The sequence below is a fragment of the Streptomyces sp. NPDC058741 genome, assembly GCF_042746715.1.
Classification (GTDB): domain Bacteria; phylum Actinomycetota; class Actinomycetes; order Streptomycetales; family Streptomycetaceae; genus Streptomyces.
On sequence record NZ_JBHYQH010000001.1, the window covers coordinates 74,828 to 96,581 of the forward strand.

Annotated in this window: 18 protein-coding genes and 2 pseudogenes; 8 read left to right on the forward strand and 12 right to left on the reverse strand. The window is 74.0% G+C overall.

The genetic code is table 11. The features are described 5' to 3' along the window. Positions 1-348 precede the first annotated feature (348 nt). Positions 349-3,096 carry a pyruvate, phosphate dikinase gene (ppdK, locus tag ACFW6P_RS00350; protein WP_386350122.1) on the forward strand — a complete coding sequence of 916 codons (2,748 nt, stop codon included), beginning with the start codon at positions 349-351 and terminating at the stop codon, positions 3,094-3,096. Beyond that, positions 3,015-3,389, forward strand: a pseudogene (locus ACFW6P_RS00355) (hypothetical protein); the annotation flags it as partial. The gene ppdK and the pseudogene ACFW6P_RS00355, both read left to right, overlap by 82 nt. A gap of 192 nt (positions 3,390-3,581) precedes the next feature. Here the strand turns inward: ACFW6P_RS00355 and ACFW6P_RS00360 are convergent. The 7 genes and pseudogenes from ACFW6P_RS00360 to ACFW6P_RS00390 all read right to left on the reverse strand — a co-directional run. Then, positions 3,582-4,100: an NUDIX hydrolase gene (locus ACFW6P_RS00360; RefSeq protein ID WP_386350125.1), complete on the reverse strand. Its 519-nt coding sequence runs from the start codon at positions 4,098-4,100 to the stop codon at positions 3,582-3,584. Between the two features lie 90 nt (positions 4,101-4,190). Next, positions 4,191-4,682: an excalibur calcium-binding domain-containing protein gene (locus ACFW6P_RS00365; protein WP_386422595.1), complete on the reverse strand. Its 492-nt coding sequence runs from the start codon at positions 4,680-4,682 to the stop codon at positions 4,191-4,193. A 107-nt stretch (positions 4,683-4,789) separates the two neighbouring features. Continuing rightward, positions 4,790-5,947, reverse strand: coding sequence for an alkaline phosphatase PhoX (locus ACFW6P_RS00370; protein WP_386350128.1), 1,158 nt, complete (start codon positions 5,945-5,947; stop codon positions 4,790-4,792). Between the two features lie 461 nt (positions 5,948-6,408). Continuing rightward, a complete protein-coding gene (gene nirD, locus ACFW6P_RS00375; protein ID WP_386350131.1) occupies positions 6,409-6,771 on the reverse strand; it encodes a nitrite reductase small subunit NirD in 363 nt (120 codons plus the stop codon). After that, a complete protein-coding gene (nirB, locus tag ACFW6P_RS00380; protein ID WP_386350134.1) occupies positions 6,768-9,374 on the reverse strand; it encodes a nitrite reductase large subunit NirB in 2,607 nt (868 codons plus the stop codon). The genes nirD and nirB overlap by 4 nt, the downstream gene beginning before the upstream one ends. Next, entirely contained in the window at positions 9,374-10,591 is a 1,218-nt protein-coding gene (locus ACFW6P_RS00385; RefSeq protein ID WP_386350137.1) for an NAD(P)/FAD-dependent oxidoreductase, read from the reverse strand. Before ACFW6P_RS00385 ends, nirB begins: the two co-directional genes overlap by 1 nt. A 168-nt stretch (positions 10,592-10,759) precedes the next feature. After that, positions 10,760-11,397, reverse strand: a pseudogene (locus ACFW6P_RS00390) (hypothetical protein); the annotation flags it as partial. Between the two features lie 42 nt (positions 11,398-11,439). On the opposite strand from ACFW6P_RS00390, the gene ACFW6P_RS00395 reads away from it, so the two are divergent. Further along, a complete protein-coding gene (locus tag ACFW6P_RS00395) occupies positions 11,440-11,832 on the forward strand; it encodes a winged helix-turn-helix transcriptional regulator (protein WP_386350140.1) in 393 nt (130 codons plus the stop codon). On the opposite strand, the gene ACFW6P_RS00400 is transcribed toward ACFW6P_RS00395, so the two are convergent. Together ACFW6P_RS00400 and ACFW6P_RS00405 are read right to left on the reverse strand one after the other, a co-directional pair. Next, positions 11,770-12,435, reverse strand: a complete 666-nt coding sequence (locus ACFW6P_RS00400; protein WP_386350143.1) for a class F sortase — start codon at positions 12,433-12,435, stop codon at positions 11,770-11,772. The genes ACFW6P_RS00395 and ACFW6P_RS00400 overlap by 63 nt on opposite strands. 243 nt (positions 12,436-12,678) lie before the next feature. Beyond that, the gene (locus ACFW6P_RS00405; protein WP_386350146.1) at positions 12,679-13,200 is read right to left on the reverse strand and encodes a hypothetical protein; all 522 of its coding nucleotides are present in this window, start codon (positions 13,198-13,200) and stop codon (positions 12,679-12,681) included. A 440-nt stretch (positions 13,201-13,640) separates the two neighbouring features. Here ACFW6P_RS00405 and ACFW6P_RS00410 point away from each other — a divergent pair, with 440 nt between their 5' ends. Beyond that, complete coding sequence (locus tag ACFW6P_RS00410; RefSeq protein ID WP_386350149.1) at positions 13,641-14,291, forward strand: NADPH-dependent FMN reductase; 651 nt, start codon at positions 13,641-13,643, stop codon at positions 14,289-14,291. Between the two features lie 59 nt (positions 14,292-14,350). Here ACFW6P_RS00410 and ACFW6P_RS00415 read toward each other — a convergent pair whose 3' ends face one another. Continuing rightward, positions 14,351-14,767, reverse strand: a complete 417-nt coding sequence (locus tag ACFW6P_RS00415; protein ID WP_386350152.1) for a gamma-glutamylcyclotransferase family protein — start codon at positions 14,765-14,767, stop codon at positions 14,351-14,353. A gap of 70 nt (positions 14,768-14,837) precedes the next feature. Here ACFW6P_RS00415 and ACFW6P_RS00420 point away from each other — a divergent pair, with 70 nt between their 5' ends. Then, a complete protein-coding gene (locus ACFW6P_RS00420) occupies positions 14,838-14,924 on the forward strand; it encodes a hypothetical protein (protein ID WP_386350355.1) in 87 nt (28 codons plus the stop codon). Here ACFW6P_RS00420 and ACFW6P_RS00425 read toward each other — a convergent pair. Together ACFW6P_RS00425 and ACFW6P_RS00430 are read right to left on the reverse strand one after the other, a co-directional pair. Then, positions 14,911-17,079, reverse strand: coding sequence for a molybdopterin oxidoreductase family protein (locus tag ACFW6P_RS00425; RefSeq protein ID WP_386350155.1), 2,169 nt, complete (start codon positions 17,077-17,079; stop codon positions 14,911-14,913). The genes ACFW6P_RS00420 and ACFW6P_RS00425 overlap by 14 nt on opposite strands. Before the next feature lie 108 nt (positions 17,080-17,187). Continuing rightward, the gene (locus ACFW6P_RS00430; RefSeq protein WP_386350158.1) at positions 17,188-17,910 is read right to left on the reverse strand and encodes a vancomycin high temperature exclusion protein; all 723 of its coding nucleotides are present in this window, start codon (positions 17,908-17,910) and stop codon (positions 17,188-17,190) included. Between the two features lie 213 nt (positions 17,911-18,123). Here ACFW6P_RS00430 and ACFW6P_RS00435 point away from each other — a divergent pair, with 213 nt between their 5' ends. The 3 genes from ACFW6P_RS00435 to ACFW6P_RS00445 all read left to right on the forward strand — a co-directional run bounded on the left by ACFW6P_RS00435 (position 18,124) and on the right by ACFW6P_RS00445 (position 21,748). Beyond that, positions 18,124-18,891 (forward strand): sirohydrochlorin chelatase, encoded by a 768-nt coding sequence (locus ACFW6P_RS00435; RefSeq protein ID WP_386350161.1) that lies wholly within the window; start codon positions 18,124-18,126, stop codon positions 18,889-18,891. A gap of 135 nt (positions 18,892-19,026) precedes the next feature. Then, entirely contained in the window at positions 19,027-20,337 is a 1,311-nt protein-coding gene (locus ACFW6P_RS00440) for a deoxyguanosinetriphosphate triphosphohydrolase (RefSeq protein ID WP_386350164.1), read from the forward strand. 145 nt (positions 20,338-20,482) lie between these two features. Next, a complete protein-coding gene (locus ACFW6P_RS00445) occupies positions 20,483-21,748 on the forward strand; it encodes an NAD(P)/FAD-dependent oxidoreductase (protein ID WP_386350165.1) in 1,266 nt (421 codons plus the stop codon). Positions 21,749-21,754: the final 6 nt, after the last annotated feature.

Genomic DNA, 21,754 nt, shown 5'->3' on the forward strand with positions numbered 1-21,754 from the left:
CGTGATTCTCGCCACCTCTGATAAGGGTTGCGCTCAGATGAGCGGATCGTGAGCGGCTGCACTTCTCCAAAGGGTGGCACTCAGTGCCACCCTTTGATCGTTCATCGAGCGAAATCAAGCGTGCGGTAACACTGCTCATATGAGCACTCGGCGGGCTCCGGGGGAGGGTTCGCGTTCAGGAAGTGAAAACATGCGGCTGGGATCGCTTGCTCAGCCTTGACTTTCGATCCGCTGGCGGACGAGTGGTTACAGGCGTATGACGCGCAAGTGGACGTACCCAGGCGCCTTTGATCTGGGTATGTTCCTGCCCGTCAGGGCAGCCACCGCGTCCTCGAGGAGTCGAGACCCGTGTCGGAAAACAAAGATCCCCACGTAGCTGAGCACGGTAAGAACGTTGAGGGCGTGAAGTTCGTCTACGACTTCACCGAGGGCAACAAGGACCTCAAGGACCTCCTCGGTGGCAAGGGCGCGAACCTCGCCGAGATGACGAACCTGGGCCTCCCGGTTCCTCCCGGCTTCACGATCACCACCGAGGCCTGCAAGGTCTACCTCGACAGCGGCGAGGAGCCCGCGGCACTGCGTGACGAGGTGAGCGCGCACCTCGACGCCCTCGAGGCGCGCATGGGCAAGAAGCTCGGCCAGGCCGACGACCCGCTGCTGGTCTCGGTGCGCTCGGGCGCCAAGTTCTCCATGCCCGGCATGATGGACACCGTCCTCAACATCGGCCTCTCCGACAAGTCGGTGCAGGGCCTCGCCCAGCAGGCCGGCGACGACCGGTTCGCGTGGGACTCCTACCGCCGCCTGATCCAGATGTTCGGCAAGACCGTCCTCGGCGTCGACGGCGAACTCTTCGAGGACGCGCTGGAGGCGGCGAAGGCGGCCAAGAAGGTCACGGTCGACACCGAGCTGGAGGCCGCCGACCTCAAGAAGCTCGTCACCAAGTTCAAGAAGATCGTCAGGACCGAGGCCGGCCGCGACTTCCCGCAGGACCCGCGCGAGCAGATGGACCTCGCCATCCACGCGGTCTTCGACTCCTGGAACACCGACCGCGCCAAGCTCTACCGCCGCCAGGAGCGCATCCCGCACGACCTGGGCACGGCCGTCAACGTCTGCTCCATGGTCTTCGGCAACCTCGGCCCCGACTCCGGCACCGGCGTCGCCTTCACCCGCGACCCCGCCTCCGGCCACCAGGGCGTCTACGGCGACTACCTGCAGAACGCCCAGGGCGAGGACGTCGTCGCCGGCATCCGCAACACCGTGCCGCTCGCCGATCTGGAGCGCATCGACAAGAAGTCGTACGACCAGCTCATGCAGATCATGGAGACCCTGGAGAACCACTACAGGGACCTCTGCGACATCGAGTTCACCATCGAGCGCGGGGTGCTGTGGATGCTGCAGACCCGCGTCGGCAAGCGCACCGCGGGCGCCGCCTTCCGCATCGCGACCCAGCTGGTGGACCAGGGCCTGATCGACGAGGCCGAGGCGCTCACCCGCGTCAACGGCGCCCAGCTCGCGCAGCTGATGTTCCCGCGCTTCGACGAGAGCGCCAAGGTCGCGCAGGTCGGACGCGGCATCGCCGCCTCGCCCGGCGCCGCCGTCGGCAAGGCCGTCTTCGACTCCTACACGGCCGTCAAGTGGTCCCGCTCCGGCGAGAAGGTCATCCTGATCCGCCGCGAGACCAACCCCGACGACCTGGACGGCATGATCGCCGCCGAGGGCATCCTCACCTCCCGCGGCGGCAAGACCTCCCACGCCGCCGTCGTCGCCCGCGGCATGGGCAAGACCTGTGTCTGCGGCGCCGAGGAGCTGGAGGTCGACACCAAGCGCCGCCGGATGACCGTGCCGGGCGGGCACGTCGTCGAGGAGGGCGACGTCGTCTCCATCGACGGCTCCACCGGCAAGGTCTACCTCGGCGAGGTGCCGGTCGTGCCGTCGCCGGTCGTGGAGTACTTCGAGGGCCGGATGCACCCGGGCGCCGACGACGCCGACGAACTGGTCGAGGCCGTGCACCGCATGATGGCCTTCGCCGACCGCAAGCGCCGGCTGCGGGTGCGCGCCAACGCCGACAACGCCGAGGACGCGCTGCGCGCCCGCCGCTTCGGCGCCCAGGGCATCGGCCTGTGCCGCACCGAGCACATGTTCCTCGGTGACCGGCGCGAGCTGGTGGAGCGGCTGATCCTGGCCGACACCGACGCCGAGCGCGAGGAGTCCCTCAAGCAGCTGCTGCCGCTGCAGAAGCAGGACTTCGTCCAGCTCTTCGAGTCCATGGACGGCCTGCCGGTCACCATCCGCCTGCTCGACCCGCCGCTGCACGAGTTCCTGCCCGACATCACGGAACTCTCGGTCCGCGTGGCACTGGCCGAGTCCCGCCAGGAGCCGCACGAGAACGAACTGCGCCTGCTCCAGGCCGTGCACCGGCTGCACGAGCAGAACCCGATGCTCGGTCTGCGCGGTGTCCGCCTCGGGCTGGTCATCCCCGGCCTGTTCACCATGCAGGTCCGGGCCATCGCCGAGGCCGCGGCCGAGCGCAAGGCCGCCAAGGGCGACCCGCGTGCCGAGATCATGATCCCGCTCGTGGGCACGGTCCAGGAGCTGGAGATCGTCCGCGAGGAGGCCGACCAGGTCATCGCCGAGGTCGAGGCGGCCTCCGGCGCGCAGCTGAAGCTGTCCATCGGCACGATGATCGAGCTGCCGCGCGCCGCGCTGACCGCCGGTCAGATCGCCGAGGCCGCGCAGTTCTTCTCCTTCGGCACCAACGACCTCACCCAGACGGTGTGGGGCTTCTCCCGGGACGACGTGGAGGCGAGCTTCTTCACCGCGTACCTGGAGAAGGGCATCTTCGGCGTCTCCCCGTTCGAGACGATCGACAAGGACGGCGTCGGCTCGCTGGTGAAGCTGGCCGCCAAGGCCGGCCGCGAGACCCGGCCCGACCTCAAGCTCGGCGTCTGCGGCGAGCACGGCGGTGACCCGGAGTCGGTCCACTTCTTCCACGAGGTCGGACTCGACTACGTCTCCTGCTCCCCGTTCCGCATCCCGGTGGCCCGCCTGGAGGCGGGCCGGGCCGCGGTCCAGTCCCAGGGCAGCGACCACCGCTAGCCCGGGACGCCTGGAATCCGGAGCCGCCGTCGGTCCCCGACCCTCACCGATCGCGGCGGCTCCGGTGCACGGAGACCGGAGGGCCCGCAGGTCCTGCCCAGGACGCAGGGCGCCGTCCTGGGGACCGGCGCGGCAGCGGGTGCCCGAGCGTCGGACTCACCTTCGGGCGGGGCTCGTTCAGGGCCACCGGCCCGGACGAGGCGCACCCGCTCACCCACACGGTCGGCCCCATGCCGCCCGGCAGCGACGAGCACACCCTCGACCGGGTCCGCCACGACCGCTGGGTGCTGGACCTGCGGACCGCTCCGGGAGCGGCCCGGCACTGGCCGGCCGGGGCCCGGCCCCGCGCAGCGTCGGCACCGCCTACCCGGAGCCGCGCAACGACTACGACAACGCGCTGGGCCGCTGCTTCGACGTCCTGCTCCATCAGGACCGGGTGCGGGCCGCGGACCTGCTGCCCGCGCCCTGGGTTCGGCGGAACGCGGTCACTGGGGCCGTCCTTCCCGCAGGCACACGACGGCGCCGGTGAGGGCGGCCCGGTGCAGGGTGGTGAGCGTGTGCAGCGGGGTCGACAGCCGCGCCGGCGCCAGGTCGGCGAGGGCGAACAGGCCGTCCTCGTCGTGCTCGGCGCTGCGCCGGACGGTCAGCCCGTCCGGGAGGCGGCCGCCGAAGAAGTAGAAGTCGATCACCGGGCCCGTCTCCTTCACGTCGGCCCGGTGGTCGTACCCGATGAGGCGGAGCGGGTGCGCGAGCACGATCCCGGTCTCCTCGCACACCTCCCGGCGCGCGGCCGCGACCGGGTCCTCACCGTCGTCGAGCATGCCGCCCGGCAGCCCCCACAGGCCCGCGCCGGGACGGCCCCCCGAGTAGCGCAGCAGCAGGATCCGGTCCTCGGTGTCGAGGAGCAGGACGCAGGACGCGACGATGGTCTGCGGCAGCGTCTTGACCCACTCGGCGCGCGGCAGCAGGCCGGGAGCGGTCGGGGCGGGCACGGTCGTGTCCACGTGGTGTTCCTTCCGTCGACGGGACAGTCCTTCCGGGCTGTCTGAACGGTGGAACGGCCGGGCCCGCCGAAGGTCACCGGCAGGCCCGGCTCAGGTGTCGCACGCCACCCCGTCGCCGTCGCGGTCCAGGTGGGAGGCGTACCCCGGTTCACCCCGGTGGATGGGAGCGGCGCCGGCGGCACGGACGGCGGTGCAGTTGGCGTAGTACACGTCGGCGCCACCGTCTCCGTCCGGCCCGCCGGCGCCCGAGCCGCCGCCGGCGGCCGGCCGGACCGTGACCGTGGGGGTGACCTCGACGGTCTTCGTGGTGGTGACGGTGGGCGCGGGCGCCGGCTTCGCGGCGCGCGGTGTCGCGGTCGCCGTGGTGGTCGCGGTGACCGTGACGGTGGGCCGCGGCGCGGCGGCGGCGGGCTTCGCACCGGCCGCGGTGTCCCCGCCGCCGGCGCCGATCCCGACGCCGAGGACCAGTGCCAGGCCCAGCGCGGGCAGCAGGTAGCGCTTGCGGGCCCAGCGGGGCGCGGGCCGGCCCGGCTGCGGTGCGGAACCGGGGCTGTCGTGCGGGCCGGCGTACGGATTCGCCATGGTCATCCCCCCGAGGGTGTGCGAGGGGATGACCGTAGGACCGGGCGGCCCCCGGTGGGGGAGAGGTGACCAACTTGTGATGATCGGGTGAAGGCGGCAGGGGCGGGCTACGAGCGGAACGGCCCCTTCACCTCGTACGTGATGCCGCCCGAGGAACTGCCGCTGGTGCCGCGCTGGCTGGAGAAGTACAGGCGGGTGCCGTCCGGGGAGAAGGCCGGGCCGGTGATCTCCGAGCCGGACTGGCCGTCGACGCGGAGGAAGGGCGCCACGACGTCGTCCGGGGTGATGACGCAGATGTCCATGGTGCCGCCGTCCTCGGCGACGAACAGGTCGCCGGAGGCCGCGCCGGTGACGTTGTCCACGCCCGTGAGCGGGGCCGTGCCGCCGGTCACCAGGGAGTCGTCGTAGGCGAGTTCGATCGTCTGGGCCGCCGCGTCGTACTGCCAGACGCGGTTGTCGCCCTTGGTGGTGAACCAGCAGGTGCCGTTCGCGTAGTAGCAGCCTTCGCCGCCGTTGAAGCGCTTGGCGCCCGCGACCTGGTTGCGGGTCGCCGTCGCGCCGGTCGGGTCGGGCACCCGGGCCCAGGTGACCGGCCCGCTCGTGGCGCTGCCCGCCACCAGGACCTCCAGCGTCCCGGCGGACAGATCGCCCCAGGTCGTCGGGCGGAAGCGGTAGAAGCAGCCGTCCGACACGTCCTCCGTGAGGTACACGACCCCGCGGACCGGGTCGGCCGCCGCCGCCTCGTGCTTGAAGCGGCCCATCGCGTCCCGGCGCACCGCCGGCTTCACGCCCCAGGGATCCGTCTCGTAGACGTAGCCCCGGTCCACCTCCTCGCAGGACAGCCAGGTGTTCCACGGCGTCTTCCCGCCCGCGCAGTTCTGCCGCGTGCCCGACAGGATGCGGTACGCGCCCGTGATCGCGCCCGTCGAGGAGAACGCCACCGCGCTCGCGCCGCCCGAGGGGTTGATCTCGGAGTTGGAGACGTAGATCCAGCCCGTTCCGTCGGCGTAACAGGCGCCGCCGTCCGGGGCGTTGTGCCAGCTGTACGACGTGCCCGCGACCCGCTGGCCCGAGCGGGCGATCACCCGGCTCGTGAAGCCGGCGGGGAGTCTGATGCCGTTGGCGTCCGGGGAGCCCAGCGGCCCGTAGGGGCCCGTGCCGGGCTGGGCGGGAGCCGCGTACGCGGCGCCGCGCCACAGGGTTCCGCCCAGCGCGGCGGACGCACCGCCGAGGACGGCCGCGCGCAGAAGGCTGCGACGTTCCACTCTCACTCCAAGAGGTGCCGTACGGGCCCGCCGCCGGTCGACGGCGGGGTCGTGCACAGGGGAGGCGGAACGCGACGCTAGAGCAGCCGGGTTGACGGGGTGTGGACACCCCGTGGCCGGAGGGCGGCGACATCTGCCGACGGCGGGGCCGCGGGCGGTACGGCGCCCGTGGGATGCCGTCCGGGCCGACCCGGCCCGGAGACGCCGCAGTGGCGGGGCGCCCGCCGCACACGGCAACCCCCCCGGGGGGCGGCGCGGGCCCCCCCCGCCCGGGGGGGGGGGGGGCGGGGGCCGGGCCCGGTGGGCCCCGCGGGGCGGCCCCCCGCGGCGCCTCCCGCGCGGTGGCCGCGCCCGCCGCCCGCCCCCCCCCGCCACCGGTGACGACAGGGACGCGCCTCCGGCTCCGCAGCCGCCTTCGGACCGGCGGCGCCCCGATGAACGCGGGGCCCCGCCCCTCGCCCCTACGCGGGAACGTACGAGGTCCGCACCTCGTACGCCGGCACCCGCACCGCCTCGTCGTCCAGGCACTGCCCGGAGGCCAGGTCGAAACGCTGCTTGAGCAGGGGGGAGGCGACGAAGGGGCGGCCCCGGTGGGTGCCCGTCAGGCCGCGGGAGAGGACGGCCGCGCCGGTGAACGGGTCGCGGTTGTCGATGGCGTACAGCTCGCCCGTGCGGTCGCGGAAGACCGCGGCCTGGCGGCCGTCCGGCAGCAGTGCCGCCACCCCGCGGCCCGGGAGCAGGGCGCTCAGGTCACAGACCGTGAACCAGTCGCCGTCCAGGGCGAGCTGGACCTTCAGGCCGGTGGTCTCGGGTGCCAGGGTCATCGCTGGGTGCTTCCTTCCAGAACGTCGGCGGCCCGCGTACCGATGGACAGCAGCGGCAGGTCGGGCTTCATCTGGTCGCGCTCGGGCACGAACGCGACGACGGGGTCCGGCGTGTCCGGCGCGTTCACGAAGGACACGAACCGGGCGAGCTTCTCGGGGTCGTTGATCGTCTCGGACCACTCGTCGCGGTAGTGCGCGACATGGGCCCGCATGAGCTGCTCCAGCTCGTCGCAGATGCCGAGCGAGTCGTGCACGACGACGTCCCGCACGTGATCCAGGCCGCCCGGGATCCGCTCCAGCCAGGTCGAGGTGCGCTCCAGGCGGTCGGCCGTGCGGATGTAGAACATCAGGAACCGGTCGATCAGCCGGACCAGTTCGGCGTCCGACAGGTCCTGCGCGAGCAGGTCGGCGTGGCGCGGGGTGGCGCCGCCGTTGCCGCCGACGTAGAGGTTCCAGCCGCCCGCCGTGGCGATCACGCCGAAGTCCTTCGACTGGGCCTCGGCGCACTCGCGCTGGCAGCCCGAGACCGCCGACTTGAGCTTGTGCGGGGAGCGCAGGCCGCGGTAGCGCAGCTCCAGGTCGATCGCCATCCTCACGGAGTCCTGCACGCCGTAGCGGCACCAGGTGGAGCCGACGCAGGACTTCACCGTGCGCAGCGACTTGCCGTAGGCGTGGCCCGACTCGAAGCCGGCGTCGACCAGGCGGGCCCAGATCAGGGGCAGTTGCTCGACGCGGGCGCCGAACATGTCGATCCGCTGACCGCCGGTGATCTTCGTGTAGAGGCCGAAGTCGCGGGCGATCTCGCCGATCACGATCAGCTTCTCCGGGGCGATCTCGCCGCCGGGGATGCGCGGCACGACCGAGTACGAGCCGTTCTTCTGCAGGTTGGCCAGGAAGTGGTCGTTGGTGTCCTGCAGGGCGGCCTGCTCGCCGTCCAGGACGTAGCCGCTCGCGCCGATCGTCGGAGCGAGGGAGGCGATGATCGAGCCGACGGTGGGCTTGCAGACCTCGCAGCCGTCGCCCCCCCGGGCCTCCCCGCGGCCGTAGCGGTCCAGCAGGTCCTGGTAGGAGGTGAGGCGCAGCGCCAGGACGATCTCGTACAGCTCCTCGCGGGTCTGGGAGAAGCAGCCGCACAGGCCCTTGTCGACCTCGACGCCGGACGCCTCCAGCTCGGCGGTGACCAGCTGGCCCAGCACCTTCACGCAACTGCCGCAGGTGGTACCGGCCTTGGTGCACTTCTTCACCTCGGGCACGGTGGTGCACCGGTGCTCGGTGACCGCGCCGCGGATCGTGCCCTTGGTGACGTTGTTGCAGGAGCAGATGATCGCGTCGTCCGGCAGCGCGGCCGGGCCGAGCTGCGCCGGGGCGCCGGCACCGGCGGGCAGCACCAGCGACTCCGGCGAGACCGGCGGGACGGAGCCGGTGAACGCCTTCAGCGTGCCGTACGCCTCCGCGTCGCCGACCAGGATGCCGCCGAGCAGCGTGCCGTCGCGGCCGATGACCAGCTTCTTGTACAGGCCCGCGCGGGAGTCGGAGTAGACGACGTCGAGGCAGTCCTCGGCGGCGCCGTGCGCGTCGCCGAAGGACGCCACGTCCACGCCGAGCAGCTTCAGCTTGGTGGACAGGTCGGCGCCGGTGAAGGACGCCTCGTCGGCGGCGATCGTCGCGGCGGCGGTCTCCGCCTGCTCGTAGCCGGGTGCCACCAGGCCGTACACCCGGCCGTCGGCGGCCAGCGCGCACTCGCCGATGGCGAACACGTGCGGGTCGGCGACCGTGCGGCACTGCTCGTCGACGGTGATGCCGCCGCGCTCGCCGACGGTCAGGCCGCAGTCGCGGGCCAGCTGGTCGCGCGGCCGGACACCGGCGCTGAACACCACCATGTCGGTGGCGAGTTCGGAGCCGTCGGACAGCCTCATGCCGGTGACGGCGCCGTCCTCGCCGACCACGACCTCCTGCGTGCCCACCCCGGTGTGGACGCGCAGGCCCATCTCCTCGATGGTGCGCAGCAGCGCCGCGCCGCCGCCCTCGTCCACCTGCACGGGCATCAGCCGGGGCGCGAACTCCACGATGTGCGCGTCGAGTCCGAGCCCCTTCAGCGCGCCCGCGGCCTCGAGACCGAGCAGACCGCCGCCGACCACGGCACCCACCCGGGCCCTGCTCCGCGCGTACGCCTCGATCGCGAGCAGGTCCTCGATCGTGCGGTAGACGAAGCAGCCCTCGGCGTCCTTGTGGGGGACCGGCGGCACGAACGGGTAGGAGCCGGTCGCCAGGACGAGCACGTCGTAGCCGAAGACCGCGCCGGAGCGGGCCGTGACCTGGCGGGCCTCGCGGTCCACGGAGACCGCCGGATCGCCGACGCGCAGCTCGATGCCGTGCTCCTCGATGAACCGCGGGTCCGTCATGGACAGGTCCTCGGGCGTCTTCCCCGAGAAGTACGAGGTGAGCGCCACGCGGTCGTAGGCCGGGCGCGGCTCCTCGCAGAGCACGACCACGCGGTGCGTGGCGGTCAGGCCGCGCTCGGCGAGCGCTTCGAGGAAGCGCTGGCCGACCATGCCGTGGCCGACGAGCACGATCGTGGGGGTCGCCCCCGGGGTGGCCGTCATCAGAAGCCTCCGTCGTTGGTGAGCAGGTGGAGCAGCGGGCCGCCGTCGGAGGGGAGCGGCTCTGCTCCCTCCCAGGCGCGGGCGAGCGCGCCGACGGTGCCGAGTTCGCCGACGAGGACCCCGCCGACCAGGCGGTCGTCGCGGACGACGACCTTGCGGTAGGTGCCGCGGGTGGCGTCGGCGAGCTGGACGACGTCGTCGCCCGGGAGCGCCTCGGTCTCGCCGAACGCGGCGAGGTCGAAGGGGCTGTCGTGCCCGTTCAGGGTGAGCCGGGTCAGGGAGCGGGTGCCGGTGTAGCGGGCGGCGGGGTCGCCGGCCAGCAGCCCGGCGAGCGCGTCGGCCTGTTCGAGCGCGGGGGCGGCGAGGCCGTAGAGGACGCCGTCGTGCTGGGCGCAGTCGCCGATCGCGTGGATGTACGGGTCCGAGGTGCGCAGCTCGTCGTCGACGACGACGCCCCTGCGCACGTCGAGGCCGGCGGCCCGGGCGAGAGCGGCCCGGGGGTGGACCCCGCAGGCGACGACCACGAGGTCGGCGTCGAGGGCGTACCCGTCGGCCATCTCCACGCTGCGGACCGCGCCGCCGACGCAGCGCACGTCCCGGACCCGGCACTCGGTGTGCACCTCGACGCCCAGTCCGGTCAGATGCCGCCGCACGAGCCCGGACGCGGCCGGGTCGAGCTGGCGCTCCATCAGCCGCTCGGACTGCTGGGCGAGCACCACCTGGGCGCCGCGCAGGGCGAGCGCCCGGGCCGCGGAGACCCCGAGCAGCCCCCCGCCGACGACGACCGTCCGCACACCCGGCCGGACCGCCTTGGACAGGCCCAGGCAGTCGTCCATGGTGCGGAACGCGTGGACGCCCTCGGGCAGTTCGCGGTCGGCGGTGAACAGGCCGCGCAGCGGCGGCAGCACGGGGTTGGACCCGGTCGCCAGGACGAGCCGGTCGTACGCGATCAACGATCCGTCCGCGCAGGCGACGGTCCGCGCCGCGCGGTCGATCCCGGTGACCCGGGCGCGCCGCACCTCGGCGGGTGCGGGCAGGGCGATCACCTCGGGGCTGTAGCGCCCGGCCAGCACCTCGGCGAGCAGCACCCGGTTGTAGGGCCGGTGCTCCTCCTCGCCGATCAGCGTCGCGGGCGTGCCGAGCTCACCGAGCCGCCGGGCGAGCCGTACGCCCGCGAGGCCCGTGCCGATCACCACCACACGCTCGTTCGAGGTCATGCCCCCGAGCGTGCGGTGCCGGTGTTACCCGGCGGCATCACCTCTGTTTCCCACGGGGAACGCTGCCCTCAGCGGAGGCGGGGGAGGGGTGTGAGGGTTCCTGACGTGCGGGGACGGGGGGCGTGAGAGGACCGGGAGTCCTGGCGCGGGCCCCCGGCGGCGGACCCCCTACGCGCTCCGCCGCCGGTCCAGCAGCCCGATCAGTCCCGCCCCGTCCTCGTCCCCGTGGCCCTGCGCCACGCGCCTGGCCATCAGCTCCAGGTACGGCGCCGGCAGCTCGGGGCTGACGCGCTGCTCCTCGGCGGTGCGCAGGCACGTGGGGATGCCCGCCGCCTGCGTGGCCAGGCTGGAGACGACGTTCCCGGTGAGGTCGCCGCCGCGCAGCCGGCCGGCTGTCTCGGCCACGGTGTGCGCCATCGCGGTCAGCCACTCGGCGAGCAGCGGCGCGAAGTCCTCCGGCGCGACGTCCTCCGGGCGGATCGGCGCGAAGGCGTGCGCCACACCGGCGAACATGCCGTTCATCGCGCTCAGCAGGGCGACGTCGTGCAGCGCGGCGAACCCCGGGTCGGTCCCGACGTACCGGGTGCCGGCCGGGACGCCGAGGGTGGCGCGGTGCTCCTCGAACTCAGCAGGGCGACGTCGTGCAGCGCGGCGAACCCCGGGTCGGTCCCGACGTACCGGGTGCCGGCCGGGACGGCGAGGGTGGCGCGGTGCTCCTCGAACAGCTCGCGGGAGCCGCTGCAGAAGACGTAGCCGCCCGAGTCCGGCGCCCCGATCATCGGCGGTACGGCCATGATCCCGCCGTCCGGGCCACAGGGAAGGGTGCAGGGGGAAGGAGGGCGGACGGCATGGGGATGACGGGACGGCGGCCGGGGGCGTACGTCTGCGGCATCGACGCCGCGATGGACGTGATCGGCGGCAAGTGGAAGGTGCTGATCCTCTGGGCGCTGAACGAGCGGCCCGGCCGCTTCGGGGAGCTGCGGCGGGAGCTGCCGGGGATCACCGAGAGGGTGCTCGCCTCCCATCTGCGCCGGATGGAGGCCGACGGGCTGGTCCACCGCGAGGCGTACGACGAGGTGCCGCCGCGGGTGGAGTACTCGCTGACGGCCCGGGGCGCGTCCCTGAACGAGGCCCTGGAGCCGCTGGGGGCCTGGGGCAGGGCCCATGTGCCGGTCGGCTCAGCGGCTGCCGGTGAGGTGCGCGAAGACGACGACGTTCCCCCGGTAGCCGGTGGCGGGTGACCAGCCGCCGCCGCAGGTGATGACCCGCAGTTCGGGGCGGCGGGCTGCGCCGTAGACCTTCTCGTCGGGGAAGTCCTCCGCCGGGTACGCCTCGACGGCGTCCACGGTGAACACCGCGACGCCGCCGTCCCGCCGGTCCACCTCGATCGTGCTGCCCCGGGCGAGCGCGCCGAGGTCGTAGAAGACGGCGGGGCCGTCGGCGTCGTCGACGTGGCCGGCGACGATCGCGGTGCCCCGCTCGCCGGGGATGGTGCCGGCCTCGTACCAGCCGGCGAGGTTCTTGCGTCCGGCGGGCGGTGCGTCGATGCTGCCGGTGCTCGTCAGGCCGAGTCCGGTCAGGGGCGCGTCCACCCGGATCGCGGGGATGCGGATGCGGAGCGGCGGTGAGGGCGGCAGCGCCGGCACGGCCCCGCGGTCGGTCCGGCCCGCCCGGCCGTCCAGCCCGGCGCTGGCCTGCGCGGCGGACGGCTGCGGCGGGGCGTGCGGCGCGGCGCCGTCGCGCAGCAGCCACGTCCCCGAGCACAGGGCGAACACCGTCAGGGCCGCCATGGCCGCCTCGGCCGGACGGCCGAACCGGCTGCCGTACCCCGGGAACCCGCACATGACCGACCCTTTCCCGATCCCGACCTGATACCGATCCCGACCCGGTCCCGACCTGATCCCGGACCGACCTGATCCCGGACCCGATCCGGTCCCGAACCCGACCCCGGGCACCGTTCACCGACCCGGCTCCCGGCACCGCCCCCCGGGTACCGCCCCGCGCTCCCCCTCCGGGCCGCGAGGGGCGTGGGACCCGGAGGGGGAGGGGGACATGCGGTACCGGCGACGGACAGCGGAGGGTGTCCGTCAGATCCCGTCGCCTCTCGCCCGGCGATGCAGGAGCCAGGTACCGCCCGCGGCGGCGACGGCGAGGGCCGCCACGCCGGCCGCGGTCCGTACGGGATCGGGGCCCAGAGCGCCACCGACCCCCGTCTTCACACTCCCGCGCGGAAACACCTGCTCGCGCGCCGGAGTCAGCGTCACCACCAGCTCACCGGTGATCTCCGGGCCGCTTCCGCCGCATCTCGCGGTGATCTCGTACGTGCCCGGCTGCGCGCTCGGCGGCACTCTGAACCGCCCGCTGGCCCCCGGTTCCCCCGAGCCCCGCGTCAGGCTGAGGGACCCGGCCCCGACCGCGCCGGCGTCACCCGTCGCAGTACCGGCGTCACCGCAGGCCGCCGTACGTACCGTGACCTGTCCGCCGGGCACGACCTGGGCCGGGGACACCTCCAGGTCACCGGCCCGTGCGCCGTGCGCGGGAGCGGCGGCGAGGGCCGCGGCGGCGACGGCGAGCACGGTGCCGGTCAGCGGCCGGGCGGTACGTCGCATCCGTGCCCCACCTTTCTGTTCGGGTTGATCGGGCCATTCGTAGGGTTGGGTCACCCAGGGGCCCGGGGTATGGCTGGCATAGGGGAGCCGTCTGATGGCTCAAGGAGCTTGGCCGCCGCGGGCCCCGCGACGACTCGACCGCTCATTGGGAAACGCGACTTGATCGCTGTGTACGGCTCCTTCGCGCTGGTCGGTCGTGCACCTGCCCTTCCGAGGTAACGGTCAGCGCGGCCAGCGCGCTTGCTGATGGAGCGTCAGAATTGGGGTGAACGAGTGTCGGACACGGACGGATCCGACGGTCCGTCAGTGGCGTTTCGGCAGGTCACGGGCGCGGGACGGGCGGGGTGCGGAAAAGTGCGCGGGGCGGGTGTGAACGGGTGACTTCGGTGCGGGTGGCCGGGCTTGACCTCAAGCAAGGTCGAGGTACGAGGCTGTGGCGCATGGACACCACCACTGAGAGCACCATCTCCGACGCCATCGACCCCATCGACGCCGACGCCACCACCACCGCCGGGCCGGCCGGCCCCCTGCGCGTGACCCTCGTCGTCGGCAGCAACCGCCACGGCCGCTTCGGCCCGATCGTGGCCGACTGGCTCCTCGGCCGCCTCCGGGAGCGGGACGACCTGGTCACCGACGTCGTGGACGTCGCCGGGGCCGCGCTGCCGACGTCCCTCGAACCGACGCCCGAGGCGACCGCCGCGCTCGCCGGCGTCACCCCCGGACTGGAGCGCGCGGACGCCTTCGTGGTCCTCACGCCCGAGTACAACCACTCGTTCCCGGCCGGCCTGAAGAACCTCGTCGACTGGCACTACGGCGAGTGGCGGGCCAAGCCCGTCGCCCTCGTCTCCTACGGCGGACTGGCCGGGGGTCTGCGTGCCGTGGAGCACCTCCGCCAGGTCTTCGCCGAACTGCACGCCGTGACGGTCCGCGACACCGTCTCCTTCCACAACGCGGGCGCGTCCTTCGACGACCGCGGCGCCCTCAAGGACCCCTCCGGCCCGGACGCGGCCGCGAAGACCATGCTGGACCAACTGGTGTGGTGGGGAAGGGCGTTGCGGGAGGCCAGGATCAGGCGGCCGTACGCCGTCTGACCCGGCCGCGGGGCGGCGAGCCCCCTCAAGCGAGGCTCTCTCAAGTGAACCCCGCCGCGTCACCCCCGCGCCCGCCACCGCCCGCCCTCGATCCGCCGCCCCCGGGCCCGCAGGCGCGCCGCCGCCTCCGGGCCCGCCACGTACACCCAGGCCCGCACCGGCGCCCCGTCCGTCTCCCGCACGACCTGCCGCTCCACGCGCAGGTACAGGCTGCGCGGATCACCCGGCACGTACTCCTCCAGCCGGTCCAGCTCCGCGAGCAGCCCGGCGTACGCCTCCGGCAGCGCGGTCACCAGCTCGCCGCCGACCGTGCCGCCGCCCGGCTCCTCGACCGCGTAGGGGTAGCCCGGGCCGTCGTACAGCACCGCCCCCGTGAGCCGGCCCGGTTCCTCGGAGCTGGTGCGGCCGCGCAGGAACAGGCCGTGGTTGACCTCGCCGGGGCGAAGGGTGCCGTAGACGAAGAAGGGGAGGGTCACAGGAACGATTCTCCACCCTCACGCACCTCCCCCGTCCTCCACCGACTACGCGCGCGCCCGCGCGGCCACCCTGAGCGCCGCCGAGGACCTCTGCGGCGGCGACAGCGCGGAGCACGCGGCGGTGGCCGCTGCCTGGACGGCCGTCAACGCCCGCTGACCCCGCCCCGCCCGGCCCGCTCCAGCCGCACCGCGCACGCCTTGAACTCCGGCATCCGGGAGGTCGGGTCGAGCGCGGGGTTGGTGAGGGAGTTGGCGCGGCCCTCGCCCGGCCAGTGGAACGGCATGAACACGGTGTCGGGCCGGATGGCGTTCGTGATCCTCGCGGGCGCCACGGCCCGGCCCCGCCGCGACACCACGGCGACGGGATCGCCCTCGGCCGCCCCCAGCCGGGCCGCGAGCCGCGGGTGCATCTCCACGAACGGCCCGGGCGCGGCGGCGTTCAGCTCCGCCACCCGCCGCGTCTGCGCCCCGGACTGGTACTGCGCGACGACCCGCCCGGTGGTCAGCAGCACCGGGTACTCGTCGTCGGGTTCCTCGGCGATCGCGCGGTGGGAGACGGGCACGAACCGGGCCCGCCCGTCGGGCGTGGCGAAGCGGTCCAGGAAGAGGCGGGGCGTGCCCGGGTGCGCACCCGGTGCCTCCCGGGCGGGGTCGTCGGGAAGCGCGTCCAGCAGCGCGTCCTCGCCCTCGTCCACCGGCTCCTCGACGGCCGGGCAGGGCCAGAACACCCCGTCCTCCTCCGCGAGCCTGCGGTAGGTGATCCCCGAGTAGTCGGCCGCCCCGCCCGCGCTGGCCCGGCGCAGCTCCTCGAAGACCTCCTCCGGGTCCGTCGGGAAGCCCTTCTCCACCCCCAGGCGGGCGGCGAGTTCGTGCAGGACCTCCAGGTCGCTGCGGACGCCGTCGGGCGGGGTGATCGCCCGGCGGCGCAGCAGCACGCGGCCCTCCAGGTTCGTCGTCGTGCCCGTCTCCTCCGCCCACTGCGTGACCGGCAGCACGACGTCCGCGAGCTCCGCCGTCTCCGACAGCACCACGTCGCACACGGCGAGGAAGTCCAGCGCCCTGACCCGCTCCTCGACATGGGCGGCCCGCGGCGCGGACACCACCGGGTTGGACGCCATCAGCAGCAGCGACCTGATGTCCGTGCCCAGCGCGTCCAGCAGCTCGTACGCGCTGCGCCCCGGCCCCGGCAGGCTGTCCGGGTCGACGCCCCACACCCCGGCGACGTGGGCCCGGGCCGCCGGATCGTCCAGCTTGCGGTAGCCGGGCAACTGGTCGGCCTTCTGGCCGTGTTCACGCCCGCCCTGCCCGTTGCCCTGCCCGGTCAGGCAGCCGTACCCGGACCGGGGGCGGCCCGCCCGGCCGGTCGCCAGGCACAGGTTGATCCAGGCGCCGACGGTGTCCGTGCCCTTGGACTGCTGCTCGGGCCCGCGCGCGGTGAGCACCATGGCCGACTCCGGCTCGCAGAACAGCCGCACCACCTCGCGGAGCTGCGGGACGGACACCCCCGTGATCCGCTCCACGTACTCCGGCCAGTGCGCCATCGCCGCCGCCCGGGCCTCCTCCCAGCCGGTGGTGCGCTCCCGGACGTACTCCTCGTCCACCCGGCCCTCGGCGATCACCAGGTGCAGCAGGCCCAGGGCGAGCGCCAGGTCGGTGCCGGGCCGGGGCGCGAGGTGCAGGTCCGCCTGCTCGGCGGTCCTGGTGCGGCGCGGGTCGACGACGATCAGCGTGCCGCCGTTCTCCCTCAGCTCGGTGAAGAACCGCAGCGACGGCGGCATGGTCTCCGCGAGGTTGGAGCCGACGAGGATCACGCAGCCCGACGTCGGGATGTCCTCCAGCGGGAACGGCAGCCCGCGGTCCAGCCCGAACGCCCTGATGCCGGCGGCTGCCGCCGACGACATGCAGAACCGGCCGTTGTAGTCGATCTGCGAGGTGCCGAGCACGACCCGGGCGAACTTGCCGAGGGTGTACGCCTTCTCGTTCGTCAGCCCGCCCCCGCCGAACACCCCGACCGCGTCCGGCCCGTGCTCCTGCCGCGTACGGCGCAGGCCCGCGGCGATCCGGTCCAGCGCCTCGTCCCAGGAGGCGGGCACCAGCGCGCCGCCCTCGTCCCGCACCAGCGGCGAGGTCAGCCGGACGTCCCGCGCGAGCACCGCTGCGGCCGTCCGGCCCTTGCCGCACAGCGCGCCCCGGTTGACCGGGAAGTCGGCGCGCTCGCTCACCTCGACGGTCCCGTCGGGCGCGGGCGTGAGGTTCATCCCGCACTGCAGGGCGCAGTAGGGGCAGTGCGTGGGCGTCGCGGAGTTCTGCATGACGTTCAGCGTGCTTCGGCCGTGTTACGTGCGCGGCGGCCTCCTGTTACGTCACCGGGAAGGCAACCTCCCCGCCGTAGTCCCGGCCGCGTGAGGCGGCCCGGGGCGTCACGGAGAGCGCCGGTGCGGCTCCCGTCCGGGCGTCCGCGCGGCCGCGGCCAGCGCCCTGCGCACCCCCGGCTCCCGCGGCCCGAGGAAGCGCGGGTCCGGCCGGAACGCCGCGTCCAGTGCCGCCTTCCCGGCGGCGAGGATCTCCCGGGCGCCGCCGTAGTACCAGGTCACGTCGTGCACGGCGTCCACGCCGACGCCGTAGGACCGGACGCCCGCCGCCTGGCACAGCGCGACCGCCCGCCGGATGTGGAAGCCCTGGCTGATCAGCACGGCCTCGTCCACACCGAAGATCCTCTTCGCGCGCACGCACGAGTCCCAGGTGTCGAATCCCGCGTAGTCGCTGACGACCCGCCCGTCCGGGACGCCGTGCCGGGTGAGGTACGCGCGCATCGCGTCCGGCTCGTCGTAGTCCTCACGGCTGTTGTCGCCGGTGACCAGCACGACCTCCACCCGCCCCTGCCGGTACAGCCGCGCCGCCGCGTCCAGCCGGTGCGCGAGATACGGCGAGGGCTCCCCGTCCCACAGCCCCGCCCCGAACACCACGGCCACATCGGTGCGCGGCACCTCGGCCGCCGACCTCAGCCGGTCACCGGCCGCCAGGTGCAACCAGGTCGCCGGCAGCAGCGCGAGCACGCACCCGGCCATCACGGCCTGCCCGAGCCGCCGCCGCCCCCGGCGGGTACGCGGCAGCCGCGGCCGGCGCAACGTCACACGGCGCATCGAAACGGTCCCTCCCCAGGTCGCCCCTCGACCCTCAGGGACGCCCGGCCGGGCTTCCCGGTTCACCCGCGGCACCGTGACCGGCTTCACCCGCGTCCCGAGGTCCGGGGCCGGCCGGGCTCACACGGCCGCCGCTCCCCTCGTGAACCGCCGGAAAACACCTGTGACGCCCCCGCAACGAGTCGGCAACCCGGCAGCGGGAACATGGAGGGCATGCCCAGCCAGCCCAGCACCGTCCCGCCGTCCGCCGCACGCCGCCGGCCCGCTCCGGCCCTCGTCGTCGTGGCCCACGGCAGCCGCGACCCGCGCGCGCTGAGCACGGTGACCGCGCTCCTCGACCGGGTCCGCGCCCTGCGCCCCGACCTCCCGGTCCACCTGGGCCACATCGAGCTGAACGCCCCCCTGCTCCCCGACACCCTGGCCGCCCTCGGCGACACGGAGGCGGTCCTCGTCCCCCTCCTCCTCAGCCGAGGCCACCACGTCAAGCAGGACATCCCCGAGGCGGCCGCGGCCTCCCCGGCCCGCACGCACCTGGCGGTCCCCCTCGGCCCCCACCCCCTCCTGGTGGACACCCTCCAGGCCCGTCTGACGGAGGCCGGCTGGGGCAGGACGCCCCGCCGCACCAGCGCCGTCGTCCTCGCCGCCGCCGGCTCCCGCGACCCGGACGCGAAGACCGACACCGCCCGCACGGCCCATCTCCTCGCGGCCCGCCTGGGCGTCCCCGTCCTGCCCGCCTACGCCTCCGCCGCGAGCCCCACGGTCCCGGACGCGGTGCGCACCCTCCTGGCCAGGGGCCGCCGGCACATCGCCCTGGCCTCCTACTTCACCGCCCCCGGCCGCTTCGCCACGGAGTGCGCCCAGGCGGCCCCGTGGATCACGGCGGAGCCCCTGGGCACCCACCCGGCGATGGCCCGCCTCCTGCTGCACCGCTACGAGGAGGCCTTGGCGAGGCCGGCCGTCGGGGAACTGGCCCCAGCCTGAGAACGGCACGTGCCGGCACGTCCCTCAGGGGCGCGGAGAACCGCGCGACGAGCCACCGTGAACCCGCGCGCGCCACACCGCGGAACCCGGCGGACGCTCAGGCACGCAGCACCCCCGTGCCCGTACTGTCGACCCATGGCAGGCACCACGACGCACCCCACGGCCTACGACCCCACGTCAGTCGACCGCTGGGCCCCGGAACCGGACAAACACCCCGGCCGCACGGCCTTCCAGCGCGACCGGGCCCGGGTCCTGCACTCCGCGGCCCTCCGGCGTCTGGCCGGCAAGACCCAAGTGGTGACGCCCGGCACCCTGGGCCCGGCCTGGGACGCCAGCCCCCGCACCCGCCTCACCCACTCCCTGGAATGCGCCCAGGTCGGCCGTGAGCTGGGCGCGGCCCTCGGCTGCGACCCCGACCTCGTGGAAGCCGCCTGCCTCTCCCACGACCTCGGCCACCCGCCCTTCGGCCACAACGGCGAACAGGCCCTCAACGAGTTCGCGGCCGACTGCGGCGGCTTCGAGGGCAACGCCCAGTCCCTCCGGCTCCTCACGCGCATCGAGCCCAAGCGGTTCACCCCCGAGGGCTCCGTCGGCCTCAACCTCACCCGCGCCACCCTCGACGCCGCCACCAAGTACCCCTGGCCCCGCGGCGCCCACCCCACCGACCCGGCCTCGCCGAAGTTCGGTGTCTACGACGACGACCGCCCCGTCTTCGACTGGCTCCGCAAGGAGGCCCCCGGCGCCCGCACCTGCTTCGAGGCCCAGGTCATGGACTGGTCCGACGACGTCGCCTACTCGGTGCACGACGTGGAGGACGGCCTGCACGCCGGCCACATCGACCCGGGCCGGCTGCACGCCGAGCCCGAGCGCCGGGACGTCTTCGAGGCCGCCCTCGGCCGCTACGTGCCCGCCGGCACCGATCCGGCCGAGCTCAGCGAGGCCCTCGACCGGCTCCTCGCCCAGGAGTGGTGGCCGCACGGCTACGACGGCAGCGCCGTCGCCCAGGCCCGGCTGAAGGACGCCACCAGCCAGCTCATCGGCCGCTTCTGCCTGGCCGCCGAGACCGCCACCCGCGCCGCCTGGGGGTACCACCCAGGCCGTTCAGGCACTGGGGGAGGCACGGGACGGCTCACCCGCTACGCCGCCGAACTCGTCGTGCCGCGCGAGACCCGCATGGAGTGCGCCGTCCTCAAGGCCGTCGCCGACCTCTACGTCATACAGCGCGCCGAGCAGGAGCGGCTGCGCGCCGACCAGCGGATCGTCGTCGCCGAACTGGCCGAGGCGCTCACCGCCCGCGCCCCCGACGGCCTCGACCCGCAGTTCCGGGCGCTCTTCGAGCAGGCGCGGGACGACCGGGCCCGCAAGCGGGCCGTCGTCGACCAGATCGCCTGTCTCACCGACACCTCGGCCCGTTCGCTTCACGCCCGTCTGACGGGGCACGCGTGAGAGGGCACAGCGCGGGAGGACCGGCCCGCGGAGCACGTGACCCGTGCATATGACTCGGGTGGCCTGATCGGGTCACTCCCCCTTCCCGCAGCACGCTCCGTGCGGGACGCTCACAAGTGGCGACACCCTGACGAGGAGGCATCAAGTGGTCGACGCGGATCAGACATTCGTCATCGTCGGCGGCGGACTGGCCGGCGCCAAGGCGGCCGAGACGCTCCGGGCGGAGGGCTTCACCGGCCGCGTGATACTGATCTGCGACGAACGGGACCACCCCTACGAGCGCCCGCCGCTGTCCAAGGGCTACCTCCTCGGCAAGGCGGAACGCGACAGCGTCTTCGTGCACGAGCCCGCCTGGTACGCGGCCCACGACATCGAGCTGCACCTCGGCCAGACCGTCGACGCCATCGACCGCGCGGCCAGGACGGTCCGCTTCGGCGAGGACGGGACCGTCGTCCGCTACGACAAGCTGCTCCTGGCGACCGGCGCCGAGCCCCGCCGCCTCGACGTCCCGGGCACCGACCTGGCCGGCGTGCACCACCTGCGGCGCCTGTCCCACGCCGAGCGCCTCAAGCAGGTCCTCACCCACCTGGGCCGCGACAACGGCCACCTGGTGATCGCGGGCGCCGGCTGGATCGGCCTGGAGGTCGCGGCGGCCGCCCGCGAGTACGGCGCGGAGGTCACGGTCGTCGAGCCCGAGGCGACCCCGCTGCACGCCGTCCTCGGCCCCGAGCTCGGCCAGCTCTTCGCGGAGCTGCACCGCGAGCACGGCGTCCGCTTCCACTTCGGCGTGCGGCTCACCGAGATCGTGGGCCAGGACGGCGTGGTCCTCGCCGCCCGCACCGACGACGGCGAGGAACACCCGGCGCACGACGTCCTGGCCGCGATCGGCGCCGCCCCGCGCACCCACCTCGCGGAGACGGCCGGCCTGGAGATCGCCGACCGCGCCCACGGCGGCGGCATCGTCGTCGACGCACGGCTGCGCACCTCCGACCCCGACGTCTACGCGGCCGGGGACGTCGTCTCCTTCCCGCACCCCCTGTTCGGCACCCGGCTGCGCGTCGAGCACTGGGCCAACGCCCTCAACGGCGGCCCGGCCGCCGCGCGCTCCATGCTGGAGCAGGACGTGACCTACGACCGCGTGCCCTACTTCTTCTCCGACCAGTACGACCTGGGCATGGAGTACTCCGGCTGGGCACCGCCGGGCAGCTACGACCAGGTCGTGATCCGCGGTGACGCCGGCAAGCGCGAGTTCATCGCGTTCTGGGTGAAGGAGGGCCGGGTGCTGGCCGGGATGAACGTGAACGTGTGGGACGTCACAGCCAAGATCCAGCACCTCATCCGCAGCCGTGCCCGGGTGAGCACCGAGAAGCTGGCGGACCCCCACATTCCCCTCGAAACCCTCGCGCCGTGAGTGTCG